16 protein-coding genes and 1 pseudogene are annotated in these 13,722 nt (G+C 42.6%); 9 read left to right on the forward strand and 8 right to left on the reverse strand.

Features of this window, described 5'->3' with window-relative positions:
• Nucleotides 1-14 precede the first annotated feature (14 nt).
• From B0H50_RS10260 to B0H50_RS10270, 3 genes are all read left to right on the forward strand, one after another.
• Entirely contained in the window at nt 15-1,766 is a 1,752-nt protein-coding gene (locus B0H50_RS10260; RefSeq protein ID WP_109587676.1) for a hypothetical protein, read from the forward strand.
• Nucleotides 1,766-2,992 carry a hypothetical protein gene (locus B0H50_RS10265; protein WP_233126440.1) on the forward strand — a complete coding sequence of 409 codons (1,227 nt, stop codon included), beginning with the start codon at nt 1,766-1,768 and terminating at the stop codon, nt 2,990-2,992. The genes B0H50_RS10260 and B0H50_RS10265 overlap by 1 nt, the downstream gene beginning before the upstream one ends.
• 62 nt (nt 2,993-3,054) lie before the next feature.
• A complete protein-coding gene (locus B0H50_RS10270; RefSeq protein WP_146193736.1) occupies nt 3,055-3,330 on the forward strand; it encodes a hypothetical protein in 276 nt (91 codons plus the stop codon).
• 80 nt (nt 3,331-3,410) lie between these two features.
• Here the strand turns inward: B0H50_RS10270 and B0H50_RS10275 are convergent, their stop codons facing one another.
• From B0H50_RS10275 to B0H50_RS10285, 3 genes are read right to left on the reverse strand one after another with little or no spacing between them, the layout of a single operon-like run.
• Nucleotides 3,411-3,626 (reverse strand): hypothetical protein, encoded by a 216-nt coding sequence (locus B0H50_RS10275; RefSeq protein WP_073301625.1) that lies wholly within the window; start codon nt 3,624-3,626, stop codon nt 3,411-3,413.
• The gene (locus B0H50_RS10280) at nt 3,623-4,099 is read right to left on the reverse strand and encodes a DUF3990 domain-containing protein (RefSeq protein WP_078775456.1); all 477 of its coding nucleotides are present in this window, start codon (nt 4,097-4,099) and stop codon (nt 3,623-3,625) included. Before B0H50_RS10280 ends, B0H50_RS10275 begins: the two co-directional genes overlap by 4 nt.
• The gene (locus tag B0H50_RS10285; protein WP_073301621.1) at nt 4,096-4,314 is read right to left on the reverse strand and encodes a DUF3791 domain-containing protein; all 219 of its coding nucleotides are present in this window, start codon (nt 4,312-4,314) and stop codon (nt 4,096-4,098) included. The genes B0H50_RS10280 and B0H50_RS10285 overlap by 4 nt, the downstream gene beginning before the upstream one ends.
• Nucleotides 4,315-4,375: 61 nt before the next feature.
• Between B0H50_RS10285 and B0H50_RS10290 the strand changes: the two genes are divergently transcribed.
• The gene (locus B0H50_RS10290) at nt 4,376-4,792 is read left to right on the forward strand and encodes a hypothetical protein (RefSeq protein WP_146193737.1); all 417 of its coding nucleotides are present in this window, start codon (nt 4,376-4,378) and stop codon (nt 4,790-4,792) included.
• A gap of 116 nt (nt 4,793-4,908) precedes the next feature.
• Here the strand turns inward: B0H50_RS10290 and B0H50_RS10295 are convergent, their stop codons facing one another.
• Nucleotides 4,909-5,232 carry a hypothetical protein gene (locus B0H50_RS10295; RefSeq protein WP_146193738.1) on the reverse strand — a complete coding sequence of 108 codons (324 nt, stop codon included), beginning with the start codon at nt 5,230-5,232 and terminating at the stop codon, nt 4,909-4,911.
• Between the two features lie 140 nt (nt 5,233-5,372).
• Between B0H50_RS10295 and B0H50_RS13360 the strand changes: the two genes are divergently transcribed.
• Entirely contained in the window at nt 5,373-5,930 is a 558-nt protein-coding gene (locus tag B0H50_RS13360; RefSeq protein WP_158275909.1) for a DUF3800 domain-containing protein, read from the forward strand.
• Nucleotides 5,897-6,109 carry a DUF3800 domain-containing protein gene (locus B0H50_RS13885; protein WP_408609875.1) on the forward strand — a complete coding sequence of 71 codons (213 nt, stop codon included), beginning with the start codon at nt 5,897-5,899 and terminating at the stop codon, nt 6,107-6,109. Before B0H50_RS13360 ends, B0H50_RS13885 begins: the two co-directional genes overlap by 34 nt.
• 141 nt (nt 6,110-6,250) lie before the next feature.
• Here B0H50_RS13885 and B0H50_RS10305 read toward each other — a convergent pair whose 3' ends face one another.
• Nucleotides 6,251-6,622 (reverse strand): hypothetical protein, encoded by a 372-nt coding sequence (locus B0H50_RS10305; RefSeq protein ID WP_109587680.1) that lies wholly within the window; start codon nt 6,620-6,622, stop codon nt 6,251-6,253.
• 105 nt (nt 6,623-6,727) lie between these two features.
• On the opposite strand from B0H50_RS10305, the gene B0H50_RS10310 reads away from it, so the two are divergent.
• Both B0H50_RS10310 and B0H50_RS13365 read left to right on the forward strand, forming a co-directional pair.
• A complete protein-coding gene (locus tag B0H50_RS10310) occupies nt 6,728-8,116 on the forward strand; it encodes an ATP-binding protein (protein WP_073301610.1) in 1,389 nt (462 codons plus the stop codon).
• A 256-nt stretch (nt 8,117-8,372) separates the two neighbouring features.
• Nucleotides 8,373-8,513, forward strand: a complete 141-nt coding sequence (locus B0H50_RS13365; protein ID WP_158275910.1) for a hypothetical protein — start codon at nt 8,373-8,375, stop codon at nt 8,511-8,513.
• 70 nt (nt 8,514-8,583) lie between these two features.
• On the opposite strand, the gene B0H50_RS13815 is transcribed toward B0H50_RS13365, so the two are convergent.
• Both B0H50_RS13815 and rmuC read right to left on the reverse strand, forming a co-directional pair.
• The gene (locus B0H50_RS13815) at nt 8,584-9,102 is read right to left on the reverse strand and encodes a type IV pilin protein (protein WP_106199480.1); all 519 of its coding nucleotides are present in this window, start codon (nt 9,100-9,102) and stop codon (nt 8,584-8,586) included.
• 259 nt (nt 9,103-9,361) lie between these two features.
• Nucleotides 9,362-11,179, reverse strand: a complete 1,818-nt coding sequence (gene rmuC / locus B0H50_RS10325; RefSeq protein WP_109587683.1) for a DNA recombination protein RmuC — start codon at nt 11,177-11,179, stop codon at nt 9,362-9,364.
• Between the two features lie 163 nt (nt 11,180-11,342).
• Between rmuC and B0H50_RS10330 the strand changes: the two genes are divergently transcribed.
• Nucleotides 11,343-13,463 carry a glycosyl hydrolase gene (locus B0H50_RS10330; RefSeq protein ID WP_109587684.1) on the forward strand — a complete coding sequence of 707 codons (2,121 nt, stop codon included), beginning with the start codon at nt 11,343-11,345 and terminating at the stop codon, nt 13,461-13,463.
• A 76-nt stretch (nt 13,464-13,539) separates the two neighbouring features.
• On the opposite strand, the pseudogene B0H50_RS10335 reads toward B0H50_RS10330, so the two are convergent.
• Nucleotides 13,540-13,722 (reverse strand): annotated as a pseudogene (locus tag B0H50_RS10335) (hypothetical protein); the annotation flags it as partial.

Below are 13,722 nucleotides of genomic sequence, written 5' to 3' on the forward strand. Positions count from 1 at the left end.
TATATATTTCTCCCATGCCTATTAAAAAAGCACTGGCATTTTCTGCCGTCATCAATTTATTCTTTTTAATTCTTTGCCTTATCTTTGGCGACCTCAAGTTCGGAGCCATCGACGACTATTTTATGGCAGCCAGGCTTACAGGCGCATTCGGTACCGAATACAACCCGCACCTGATTTTTGTCAACGCCATTTACGGATATGCGCTTTTGCCTCTTTATCACCTTTTCCCTAAAATCGGGTGGTACTACATCGGCGAGATATTTTCCGTATTCCTCTCCTTTACTGTCATCGGTTACGTACTATTGCAGCGGTGTGGCGAACGTTGGGGAAGCATCCTCGCGACCCTTTTTACAGCCATGTTCGCCAGCGATTTTTACTTGGTTGTACAATTTACGCAATGCGCTTCTATTTTGAGCGCCGCCGGAATGCTGCTTTTTGCATACGGAGTGGTGTCGAAAAACAAAGCAGAAGATTGTTGCGCTAGCCAAAGGCGGGCCTGCAATGACACATTAAAGCAATTCTTCCTAACGTTGTCAAAAATGAGGCCTTACCTCCCCTTTATTCTTGGCGTTTTTCTAATGCTGTGGGGTTCGGTAATGCGCTGGCAAGCCTTCTTGATGGGAATGCCTTTCTTTTGTCTCGGCATGTTCTTCATCCTTAAAGAATGTTGGAGGCGCAAGTGTCAAGTCATCGTGGGATTAGCCGTTCTATTCAGCGCGACGTTTGCCATGCACCATTGGGATCGAAATCTATACAAGGCTCCAGAATTCGCAGAATTTATCAAGTTTCAAGGGCCACGCGTCACATTCGGCGACAACGGCAACTACAACCAAAACGCAGTGTATGAGGATGCCGAAGAATTGGGACTATCGGGAAAAGACTACCATATACTCACTCAGTGGACATTTTATGATACCGAAGTATTCTCCGCAGATAGCCTCAAGCGATATAGCGACATCGTTTCAGCTTATCGCGACAAGAATATTCCGGAACAAATTCCACGAAATCTGCTCAATTCCCTCGGCCACTCCCTAAACACACCCGTCTTTTGGACTTGGTTCATCTTATGCCTACTTGTTTACGCGACCCGGCCAAAAAAGTTCCTATACCTTTGGGCATCCTTAGTCCTAATTCTAGGGTTAATGGCCTATTTGCTTGACATGGGTCGTCTCGTTTATCGCGTAGAAAGCGGATTTTGGTTGTACGCAGCTGTCCTCGCCGTTCCCCTGTTTGGGAAATTTAAACGAGAAATCCCTCATCAATTAGTTTATATCACACTATTTGCGATTGTGGCTATAAATCTATATTCTTACGCAACATCTGGGAAAATGGTTCGAGATCCAAACAGCGGGCAAGAACGAACCCTTGCTATTGAAGACTCCACGAATTATAAGCAAGTTTTCAATTACATCGATAGTCAGCCAAACAAGATATTCTTGCTAAGTATGAACGCCTTTATGCGTTTTAGCCATCACCGCAATCCGCCCTACTTGGCAGAACCAATAGGTATTTATCGCAACACGGTTTCCTTCGGATATTGGACCCCCTACCTGCCAGAAGTCACAGAAGCCTTGGCGGATTACGGAATAACCAATCCTATCAAAGATGTGGTTCACGACAATGTCATCGTCTTGAACGAGCCACATTTAGCGGATTTTTTACAAAGGCATTATTACGACAGCGTTGCCGTTGACACGTTAAAATCAATTGGCGAAATGACTTTTTTTAAATACAGGTTAGTCACAAAGCAGGAGGATAAGGAATAATGCGAATTCTCTATCCCCTGATGGCAAGTGCTCTGATAACCATCGTCCCCTTTCTTTTGACTTTCGAAAAGGGGCAAGATATCGTTCGCGGACTATTCGGGTACGAATATTTTGCCATATTATTACTCATTATCTTTGTCAAGAGTAAACTGAGGTTCGCCTTGAGCGTGGCATGGAGGAAACAATTTCTGTGCACAATTTGCCTCGCTCTATTATTCATCGCCCTCATTTCCATCGCATGGATGGACGTACAAAATCTTCTCGCTATCAAGGGTTGGAAAACCGGTTGGCATGGCGTTTTGCCCTTTATCACTTGCAGTCTAGCCATCGCCATGACCTGGAAGACAAGACCTTTTAGTTTTAATGGTATATGCTTTGTATTATTTGTAGCGCTGATTCTTCATCTAGCCAGTTATAATCAATACGCTAATCAGCCCCTAGCTCAATTCCCTACCATTGATTATCTAGACCGCATAGCCCCCAAATCCATTCAACGGAAAGAAATATCCAATGAATACCGCAATAAATATGTTATCACAGACTCCGTGACCATTACCCGCGATTACATTGATACAACCCGTAATAACGTAATCATTCTTATCGAAAGCTGGGGCGCCCCCCTAGATATAAAACGGTTTAAAAAGCAATTGAAAATTTTTGAAGGCGTTCACTATATCGCAGGCATTCATAATCGCATGTATAGTCGCACTAGAACAGCCGAAAGAGAAGATTTGCTCGATGAGATTCACAGCGATTCAACGAAAAAAAAAGACTCAACATTCCTACCACAGTTTTTCTCTAGGCGTGGTTTCAGAACATCTTTCCTAGTTGGAAACGACAGCTTAAAACACCTGCGCAACAAGTACCTTTCTAAAATGGGATTTGATAATGTTCTTTACCTAAAAGGATTTAGTGATGCCGACATCGCCTCAAAAATTGACAGTATTCTTGCAGACTCAACACAGAAGAATTTTATAGCATGGACAACTTCAGATACCAAATTTCCTCTAGACGCATTTTCCGACATGTATCACAGTAAAGCAGCCGATGTAGACTCGGTTTATACGCTACTCCTTAACGAATCGCTCCGCCAAATAGCCAGATTAGCGCAAAAATATCCAAGGACGCGCTTCATCATTCAAGGGGATCACAACCCGATTATATCACCAATAGAATTCCAAGAAAAATTCTATAGAAGATGGGTCCCCTTCGCAATTTTGAACTAAAACAGCATAAATTTACCACAACCTACGTAAAGTTGCAGGACGCGTATGTATCGGAATCCAATATGATTGGTGGTTGGAAAAAAATTGGATATGTCATGAATGCAACAACCAACTTTACATATGGGGGTGATACTGAGGACGGAACTGTTGCTGTCACCGACGGAAAAGAAGATGCATGGAACGCGACATCAAAAGTTGCGTTGAATGACTGCGCAATAGACACAAAGTGGCAGTTGGATGTTGTAGGTGCTGCCAATGGAAATAGCGTAAATTATACAGCAACTCCACCTAATTGTGGGGTAGCTCTCACCCCGACATTCGACAAAATCGGCAAGTAAGGTCTAGTACGCATAACATTTCAAAGGGTCTCCATTTGGAGGCCCTTTTTGCACAACTGTGGCAACGTAGGGACAAATGATTATTTCTTTAAAAATTCTTCTCTAATGAGTTCGTAAATATAATCGGGGCTTCGCGCCCGTAGGCCAGTTTCAGGATCGTTCAGAGCTTCAAATACTCTAGATTTATAGACAAATCCAAACGCGGATTCCATATCCATGGAAAAATCGTTCATTAACAATTGAACATTTTTTTCTACAATTCTAGAGACCAACGATTCTGATTGAGCTGTCGTCATTTCTTTACTCTCCGCAAAAAGGAAATCGCCCTTTTCGTCAAGAAACAGTACTGGCTATTCAAATTTTTATACTCAAGTTCCTTAGCCAGCTCTTCTAAAGTTCTCAAACCCTCCTCATACAAGTTTAGTAAATAGGCCACGCCGTCATCTGCAATTGGTCCGATAACAATATCATAATCATGAGTGAAGTTTGTGTACCTACTACGGTTTTTATAAATAAACTCGGCCCATTCTACACAAACCTTATCAAAGCGCAAAACTCGTAAACCATTTGATTGAAGGACTGTTTCATCGAATTCATATTCTTGGACAACGGGTGCGCCTCCCCAAATGCGGCTTCGAGTTTTGGCGAGTTCACAAGCCTGCTGTCGAATGTCGGTTACATAAAAACCTTTGCCGAAATCTTTGTACAGTTTGGTTTTCTCTAGGTCAATTATAGTGAAATCGCAATTCGTTCCGTGATAAAGAATCATCCGATTGCGCCCCCGTTATTCTTGCAAACGGCAACCAAATCATTTAAGGTATCTTCCACCGGCAGAAGGTGCTCTGTAGAATAAGATTCGTCTAGAAATCGGATACCCTTAAATCGGCACAAGTAATCCGCCGCCCCCTGAAGCGGCAACTGGAATCGCTTAGCAAAAAGGCGAATGCACATGTTTACGTAAGGAATTTTGTACTTGTCCGTCATGTTTAGAATATAGATTATCGTTTTTGAAAAAACAAATATAAGTATGCCGAACAGAGTTCCTTTGCTTCTCTTTTTTTCATCCTACGTGAAGTTGCAGGATGCGTATGCCAGCGAAACAAATGCTCTTGGAAAGTGGGTTGCAATCGGCTATAAAGCCCCTGGAGGAACAAACTTTACATATGCTGGCGGAGATGCCGCTCCCTCGGTCACTTGTTCAGCTGGTGCCTATGATGAGGCCTCAGGCAAATGTAAAGATGGAGAAACCGTAACCTCTGCAACAGGAGCTGCAATAACCGATGGTTGGACTGCGGCAAATACAATCAAGCTCAATGATTGCCCCGCCCAAGTAAACTGGAAATTAAGCGCAGCAGTTGGCCTGGCGGCCAGTGATAATGGTTCTGTTACCTATACACAAACTATTGTTGATGAGGATAATTGTGAAGGTCTGACACCAAATTTTAAGGCGATTGGAAAATAACAATCTCTTTATTGATAGAAAAGCAATCTCAAAAGAGGTTGCTTTTTTTTGTATAAAAAAGAGGTTTCCGATTAGAAACCTCTTTTGAAAATGATCATTCGGAATGAAATTTACGATTAGGTGCCTGATTTAGTAGTTCCAATCGTTGCGAACGAAGGCGTTAATCCGTCACAGTTGTTACCAATAGTTCTTGTTACCACAACTGCACCATCGCCGGCAGTAGTATCCTGCATTTCAGCTACAATTTTCCAGTTGTTGGAAGAAATGGAAGGCGATGCTATTGCGGCGCAATCATTCAATTTAGCCTTGTTAGATGCCGACCAAGCCGCTCCTTCACCAATGTACATAAAGTTTTGGGATTCAAAAGTGGTTGAATCTGTTTTTTTACCCGGAGCCGTATATCCGATAGCAGACCAACCGCCAACTGCATTCTTTTCCAATGCATATGATTCCTGCAACTTCACGTAGAATGCGGCTGTTTTGGGAGTACTTTATGGCAAATTTACAAAAAAGCCTTTTCCATCAATCATTATTTATGTATATTAATACATAGAGTTGGGTAATACTGCCTTTTTGTGGTATGATGGACTTTGTTCCGCCCGACTTTTTTTTATGGAGAGAGAGAATGTATCTGCTATATGTTGATGATTCGGGACTTGCTACTGACAAAAATTGCAAACATTGTGTACTTGCCGGACTCGCCATAAGGGATACCAAGACTTTTTATGTTCAACAGGACATTGAAAGAATTCTCGCCAAACACCCAGATTGTAAGAATCTTGAACTTCATGGAACGCGTATGCGTTCAGGTAAAGGAGAGTGGCGCTCCATTCCGAAAGAAACTCGAGAAGGGTTGTTGAAAGAGATTCTAGGCTATATAGCAGCTCATTATCCAAATTACTTTATTTTATTTGGCGCAGTATTAGACAAGACTTGTCAAATTGATGTTGCTCATGATGAAGAGCTTTTTACGCAAATTACAAGCAGATTTGATATGTTCTTGAAGCGTAGGTTTGCTAAGAAACAGGTCCCCGAGCGGGGATTGCCATTTTTGACAAGTCAACTTCAGAGCAAAAATTCCAGCAATGGTCCCAAGCATTCCAAATCGAGGGGAATCATTGGGGCAACACTCTTGTAAATTTTGCTGAAGTTCCGTTATTTTTAGATTCCAAAATGTCACGACTTATTCAATTGGCTGATTTGGTGGCTTATGCGCTTTTTCGCAAATATGAATTTGGGGACGATTCTTACAGTTCCATTATTCAGGGATGTTTTGATAAGGATAAAGGACAAGAGTACGGTCTTTATATCCGATGATTCTTTTTATTAAAAACTGCCTGATAGGATTAACTTGACAAGACGTTTTTGTATTTTTTACAAATCATTTGTTCGTTGTTTTAGTTATGCATAAAAGGGCCTCCAAATGGAGACCCTTTGAAATGTTGTGTGCAGCAGACCTTACTTGCCGACTTTGTCAAAGTTCGGCGTAAGCGGAGTGCAGCCAGCGGTATTGGCTGATGCAATCGCTGCCGTGAACGCAGCTTCTCCCGCAGTTCCCGATTCCGAAGCCTTGACAGACACGGTCCAGTTTTTTCCAGCCGGGCAATCATTCAAGTTAGCCTTATTGGTTGCAGACCAACCATTGATAGCGGTAGCGCCCAAAGCGGCAGTATTGGTAGTGCCGTTGTAAGATCCGTCATCAGAATAAGTGAAGTTTGTAGCACTCGAACCGAGTTTATTAGCGTTAGCAGTTCCCGGACCACTGTAACCAATGATAACCCAGTTACCAACCGCTACAGCCTCAGAAATATATGCCTGCTGCAACTTCACGTAGGATGTGTTTTTTTAGAAAAGAGGTCATTTTTCACAAAATGTCTTGACTAGCACAAAATAATTTGCTAATTTTTGATTTAGTAAATTAAGAATGAGTAAAATATGTTTTGTGGTCGTAAAAAAGAATTAGATTCCTTAGCCGAACTTTATGAATCTGGCAAATTTGAATTTGCCGTTGTCTATGGACGCAGGCGTGTCGGCAAGACCATGTTGCTAAACGAGTTCTGCAAGGGGAAGAAAACCATCTTTTTTACAGGGATCGAAGCTTCGGTCTCGGAGAACTTGTCGCAACTATCCAAGGCAGTCCTCGAACATTCAGATGCAAAAGAATCTTCTTTCGATTCTTTTGAAAAAGTTCTTTCGTATCTTGATTCTCTTGCCCAAAACGAAAGAATAGTCCTTGTTATTGATGAATACCCCTACCTCGCCAAATCCGAAGCATCATTCCCTTCTTTGCTTCAAAAGCATATCGACCATGCGTGGAAAAAATCGAAATTGATGCTGATTCTTTGCGGATCTTCCATGAGTTTTATGGAAAATCAGGTCCTTGGCTACAAGAGCCCCCTTTATGGGCGTAAGACTTCGCAACTAAAGATTTTGCCTTTCAGTTTTTTTGAAAGCCGTGAACTTTGCGAGAACTTCGTTGCCGAGGAACAGGCTCTGCTTTACGGCGCACTGTGGGGCGTTCCTGAATACTATTCCCATCTTAGCAACCATGAGGACTTGGACGGCAACATCGTTAACCTGATGTTCAGACCTGGAGGACGCCTGTTTGAGGAGCCTTTGAACTTGCTGAAACAGGAAATGCGTGCTCCTGCCACCTACAACGCCGTCATAACAGCTATTGCACAAGGGGCAAGCCGTTTAAACGAAATATCTACGCACGCGGGGCTTGAAACGGGCGCGGCAAGCAATGTTTTGTCAGCCCTCATGGAACTTGGCATAATCCGAAGGGAAATTCCAGCCACAGAAAAGAACAGCCGCAAGTCCATATACATAATCAACGACTTGATGTACCGTTTCTGGTTTTCGTTTGTTTGGGAAAACCAGACAAACATAAATAGGGGAATCGGAGACGCCGTCTACAAAAATTTCGTAAAAGGGAAACTCAACGAGTATATGGGGCACGTATTCGAAGAAATATGCTTGCAATACCTGTATACAGAAAAAGGCTTGGCACAACTCCCGTTCTTGCCCCATACCATGGGCCGCTGGTGGGGGACTAACGCAAAAGAGCGGAGAGAAGAAGAAATAGATATCTTGGGCTTGGGTGAAAAAGACTTGCTATTTTGCGAATGCAAGTGGACAAATAAACTGACAGATGTTGACGTTCTTAACGCCCTGATTGAAAAGTCAAAACTCCTAAACGCAAAGAACAAACACTACATTTTCTTCAGCAAATCTGGATATACAAAAAAATTCATTCAAATCGCAAAGAATCGAGATGATGTTGCTTTAGTGACGTTCGATGAAATGATTCGCGAAGGGTGATTTTCGCCATCTTACGAACACATCCTACGTAAAGTTGCAGCAGGCTTATATTTCTGAGGCTGTAGCTATTGGAACTTGGTCTGTTATTGGTTATAAGGGTCCTGGTGACAATACCAATGCTAACGCAGCAAACGGAGGCGCATCCTCCAAGACGAACAATTTTGAATACACTGATGCAACTGGTTACGCGAATAATACAGTCGCTTTGACTGGGAATGCTTCTGTAGTGGGTTTCACTGCTAAAAACATTGCCAAATTGAACGATTGCGCAGCATCGTCCACGTGGACCATTACTGTTGCACCGGGTTCTGCTGCCGGTGAAGCTACATTTACTCCGAATACGCTTGGCCAGAATTGTTTGCAGCTTACTCCGAACTGGAATCAGATCGGCAAGTAATAGCTTTATCATTGCAAAAGTAAAAGAGCCTTCCTTTGGAAGGCTCTTTTGCTAAATGATTTTATTCGACTTACTTGCCGATATTAGTGAAATTCGGGGTCAGTGCCGTGCATCCGACTGTATTTGTAGCGTTAATAGCGGCTTCGAATTTTGCTTCGCCGGCAGTTGCACCATTCTGCTTAACCGTGACAGTCCAGTTGTCTGCGTTGGGGCAGTCATTCAAGCGCTGCTTGTTGCCTGCCGTCCAACCAACCTTGCCTGCAGAAGACAGGGCTATGGTGTTGTTGGTGAAGCCAGTACCGTCCTTATAGGTGAAGTTTGTCGTTCCGGAAACTGCACCACCAGCAGTGGTGCTTGCTGTAGTTTCTTCACCCGGACCCTTGTAGCCAATAATTCCCCAGTTGCCCATCACCGTGGATTCAGAGATGTAAGCCTGCTGCAACTTTACGTAGGTTCCAGCAGCAGGACCAACTTCAGAAGCCTTGGACTTTGCAATCATACCGAAGAGTTTCGGCACTGCGACTGCAGCGAGGATACCGATGATGACCACGACGACCATCAATTCAATAAGAGTAAAACCTTTCTTCATAATGAACTCCTTGTTTAAGGTTTTTGTTGTTTTTGATCAACACTGATAATATAAACCTTTTGTTTCGGAAAAGCAATACCTTTGTCATTCTTTTGTCATTTTTTTGTCAGACGGTTTTTAAAATTGGCGATTTTTGCAAAATTTCGGCGTTTTGGATATTCCAACTTGGAGTAAGAAAAATGTTTTTTGTTTGAATTTTTTTGTTTCCGCATAAAAAAATCCCGCCGAAGCGGGACTTTTTTGGGAAATTTAACTCCGATTAAAGCGGTTTTTCGTCGCCTTTTTCATCGGGTACGCCGATTTCCGCTTCATTTTCTAGCGAATTATTGTCAAAATTTTGAAAACTTTCGGGAATTTCTTTGTTCGCTTTGACGCCGAGTTGTTTGAGCGATGCGCATTGCGAAATTACATTTCCGCGCCCCGTCATCAACTGCCCTTTGGCTTTTTCAAAACTTTCCTTCGCCCGATTTAAGTTAACACCAACCGATTCAAATGTATTCAAAAAGCCTGTAAATTTTTCGAGTAAACTTTTTCCTTGTTCTGCGATTTTTAAGGCGTTGCGATTCTGTTCTTCGTGCCGCCATAAATCCGCAAAAAGTTTTAAGCACGCGATGAGTGTCGTCGGGCTCACTAAAATGACGTGTTTTTTATACGCATCTTTCCACAATTCGGGGTCGCTTTGCACTGCGAGCAAATACGCGGGCTCAATCGGCACAAACATCATCGTGAAATCCGCAGAATTTTCCAATTTATCTTCGTAATGTTTTGCCGCTAATTCGTCGATGTGTTTTCGCACCGATTCCAAATGATTTTTGAGCGCTTTTTCTTGCGCCGTTTTGTCTTGATCATTCGCCGAAAATTCATTGTAAGCGGTTAATGAAACTTTCGAATCGATGATGATTTGACGCTTTCCCGGTAAGCGCACAACGGCATCGGGAATATTCGTTTTTCCAGAATCATCTTTGATGCGCACTTGCATTTCGTATTGCAAACCTTTGTGTAAACCCGAATTTTCGAGAATCGTTTCGAGAAGCATTTCGCCCCAATTTCCTTGCGATTTCGGCGCTTTGAGCGCATTCGCCAACTGATTTGCTTGTTCGCTCACCGAATTCGTCGTCTTCAAAAGTTCTTCGATGCGCGTGCTCAGTTGGATGCGCTTGTCGTTTTCGTCTTTATAATTTTTCTGCACTTGCTCTTCGAAAGTTTTGATTTTTTCTTTCAGCGGATTTAAGATATTTTCCATTTGCTTTAAATTCGTTCCCAAAAATTCTTGCGACCGCGATTTTAAAAGTTCCTCGGAAATTTTTGAAAATTCCGCTGCGGCGGTTTTGCGATTTTGTTCTTCGTGTTCGCGCTCTTTTTTAACGCGTTCTTCGAAATGATCACGTTCCGCTTTTAAGTCTTCGGCTGCGCTCTTCTTGACACGTTCAAGTTCCACTTTTGCGCTTTCTTGAAGCTTTTCATATTTTTCGTTTAACTCTTTAATCTCGGAATCTTTCTTCGCTAAAAATTCGTTGCGTTCTTTTTCAAATTTTTCGCGGTCGCTTTCACGCTGATTCTCGGCGTTCTTCTTGGCATTGTCAAGTTCCGCTTTTGCGCTTTCTTGAAGCTTTTCATATTTTTCGTTTAACTCTTTAATCTCGGAATCTTTCTTCGCTAAAAGTTCGTTGCGTTCTTTTGCAAATTTTTCGCGGTCGCTTTCACGCTGATTCTCGGCGTTCTTCTTGGCATTGTCAAGTTCCGCTCTCGCGCTTTCTTGAAGCGTTTCATAGTTTTTGCGTAATTCTTGAATCTCGGATTCTTTCTTCGCTAAAAATTCGCGGCGTTCGTTTTCAAAATTTTCACGGTCGCTTTCAAATTTTTTGCGGTCACTTTCCCGCTGTTCAAAAATTGTCTGGCGTTCTTCTTTGGCGGTGGCGACTTCTGCGCGAACACTTTCTAATGAAGTTCGCAAATCATTTGCTGCATTCAAAGCGTCTTGTAATTGTTTTTGTTTCAGCTGAACTTGAAGACGCAACACGAAAAATAAAATGCCTGCGCCCAAAATCATTCCCACGAGAAATAAAATAATTTCCATTTAAAAACTCCTTTTTTGGGAAATATAGCTTTTGAATTTGTCAAAATCTGTCATTTTAGCACATTTCCCGAAAAATTTTTCCCGTTTTTCGCCCGCCGATTTTTATTTCTGCTTCCTTTTTTCGTTTTGAATTTATTTTTAGAGGCAAAAGGAGATTTTTGTGATGAGAAATTGGAAAAGATTTTTACTCGCGACAGCGTGCGCGGCTCCGACGATGGCGGCAACGCTTACCATCAATCCGGCGCAGAAAAGTCAAGAAGTTTTGGGCTTTGGCGGTGGCATTGTCTATTACCAAGGTTGGGTAACGGCAATGTCCGAAAGTATGCAGAAAGATTTATACGATACCGCATTTTCGGGATTAAATCTTTCGATGCTTCGCTTGGGCAACTGGTTACAAGAAGAAGATGTGAGTAAAATTAAAGACGATGTAAAAATCGTGAAAGAAGCGAAAAATCGTTTAGGAAATCATTTAAAAATTGAAATGTCGAGTTGGACAGCGCCCGCGACTTTAAAAGGAAGCGGAAAAATCAACGGAAACGAAGGCGCCAATAAATCGGCAAATTCGCTGAAAAAATCGGACAGCGATCCGTATGGCAAATATGTTTACAACGATTTTGCAAATTGGTGGAAGTCGAGTTATTTAAAATATCGCGATGCGGGAATTAACGTCGATTATATTTCGCTTCAAAACGAACCCGATATGAATGCGGATTACGAAGAAACTTTATTTGACCCGACGGAAAATGATTCGATTGCAGGTTATGCGCAAGCGTTGACGGCGGTGCGCGCCGCTTTTAACGGCGTTTCGAACGCGCCAAAAATTATCGGGCCCGAACCGCTCGGCATCGGCTACAATAATTTTCAAAATTATATGAATGCGCTCGACGAATCCAAACTCGATGCTTACGCTTACCACTTGTATCATGCGGGCGATGGAAACGATAATTCTTTAAATAATTACAAGAATCCAGAAAATTTCAAAAAGCCGATGTCTGCAATCGCAAGCAAATACGGTAACGGTTCAAAGCCAATTATTATGACCGAATTTTGCACGATGGCAGAAAACGGCAAAGAAGATTATATGGTAGGTCTTGCGCATATTATGCAAGTGGGATTTACTTCGGGTAAATTGAACGCTTACATCGCGTGGGAACTGATGTGGGGCGAAGGAAAAGGTCAGCTCATCGGCGTTTGCGCAAAAGGTTGGGGCAATTGCGAAGAAGATAAAATCGTAATTTCTCCGGAATATCATGCGGTGCGTCATTATTCGAAATTTGTCAATCCTGGTTGGAAAGTAATTTCTGCAGCCGCTGACGATGCCGATTTGAAAACAGTCGCCTTTGCAAATCCCGCGGGCGATTCTATTTCGATTATCGTCATCAACACGGGCGATAAATCCATTCAATTAACGAATCCCGAAATTTCGGGAATGGGCCTTGTAAACGCAGTTCAATCAAAAGAAAATGGCTTTAAGAGCAAATCCATTAGCAAATTATCTTGCACCATTTTACCCGCAAGATCGATTACCACTCTCGTCTATGTAAAAGGTTCATTTGTTCTTCCCACAGAAATGTGCAAAGACGAAACGACAGACCCGAATTATGTAGAGCCGACAGCTGCCGATACTTTAGTCATCGTCGATTACAGCAAAACAAATTCTGCGGACGGTTGGAGCGCCGAAAAAACATTGACCGCTCCTACTTACGAAACCAAAACAATTGACGGCGTTTCGAGTTATGTGAAAGTGAATCTCGCCGGCTGCGATCAAAGCGATGAATCTTGCGGATACCAGCACGCATTCTATAAATTGACTTCGGAACAAGCAGAAACTTTTGCAAAATGTTCTGAATTGAGTATCACGATGCACAGCGCAGACGATACGACCGCATACATTAACGTCGGCGGTGCGGGCGGTTCTGAATGGGTCGATTATAAATACGGCGTTCAAGCAGGAAGCACTTCTTGGGTAACGTCATCGATTTCCCTTGAAAAAGAAGCGAGCACCGGTTCGAATCAGCTGAAATTTAACAGCAACGCTTCGGGATTTTACGTTTCGAAAATCGTTGCAACGGGATGCGCTTCAAGTGCAATTCCTTTGCAGAAAAATTTCCGCAAAGCGGCGAACGGAATTTCGAAAATTTACGATGTTCACGGTCGTTTAATGTGGACCGGAAAACTTTCGGAAGCAGAACTTTCGGGCAAAGAATTACATTTGCAAAATTTACCCGCCGGAATTTACCTCATCCGAAACGGCGCAAAAACAATTTCAGCGATTAAACGATAAAATGAAACAAGCGCGCCTGCGGCGCGCTTGTTCGTGAGAATTTAAAATTGAAAGAACCGCTTTCGCGGTTCTTTTTTTATAAGGATTTAATTTCGTTGATGGAAAGGCCGGTGACCTTTGCAATGGTCTCAATCGGGAAACCTTCTTTCAGAAAGCCTTTGGCAAGGGAATACTTTTCTTCTGCGCGACCTTTGGCTTCACCTTTTCCTTCTGCGGCATTGACCATCGCCACGACGCGTTGTGCGCGGATGTATTCAAT

The organism is Hallerella porci (genome assembly GCF_003148885.1).
Lineage (GTDB): Bacteria > Fibrobacterota > Fibrobacteria > Fibrobacterales > Fibrobacteraceae > Hallerella > Hallerella porci.

Coding starts and splice junctions, on each gene's coding strand:
- B0H50_RS10285 (WP_073301621.1), bottom strand. CDS start 4,314: ATGACGGACAAGTACAAAATTCCTTACGTAAACATGTGCATTCGCCTT.
- B0H50_RS10310 (WP_073301610.1), top strand. CDS start 6,728: ATGTTTTGTGGTCGTAAAAAAGAATTAGATTCCTTAGCCGAACTTTAT.
- B0H50_RS10330 (WP_109587684.1), top strand. CDS start 11,343: ATGAGAAATTGGAAAAGATTTTTACTCGCGACAGCGTGCGCGGCTCCG.
- B0H50_RS10260 (WP_109587676.1), top strand. CDS start 15: ATGCCTATTAAAAAAGCACTGGCATTTTCTGCCGTCATCAATTTATTC.
- B0H50_RS10270 (WP_146193736.1), top strand. CDS start 3,055: ATGATTGGTGGTTGGAAAAAAATTGGATATGTCATGAATGCAACAACC.
- rmuC (WP_109587683.1), bottom strand. CDS start 11,179: ATGGAAATTATTTTATTTCTCGTGGGAATGATTTTGGGCGCAGGCATT.
- B0H50_RS10265 (WP_233126440.1), top strand. CDS start 1,766: ATGCGAATTCTCTATCCCCTGATGGCAAGTGCTCTGATAACCATCGTC.
- B0H50_RS13360 (WP_158275909.1), top strand. CDS start 5,373: ATGATGGACTTTGTTCCGCCCGACTTTTTTTTATGGAGAGAGAGAATG.
- B0H50_RS13815 (WP_106199480.1), bottom strand. CDS start 9,102: ATGAAGAAAGGTTTTACTCTTATTGAATTGATGGTCGTCGTGGTCATC.
- B0H50_RS10275 (WP_073301625.1), bottom strand. CDS start 3,626: ATGACGACAGCTCAATCAGAATCGTTGGTCTCTAGAATTGTAGAAAAA.
- B0H50_RS10280 (WP_078775456.1), bottom strand. CDS start 4,099: ATGATTCTTTATCACGGAACGAATTGCGATTTCACTATAATTGACCTA.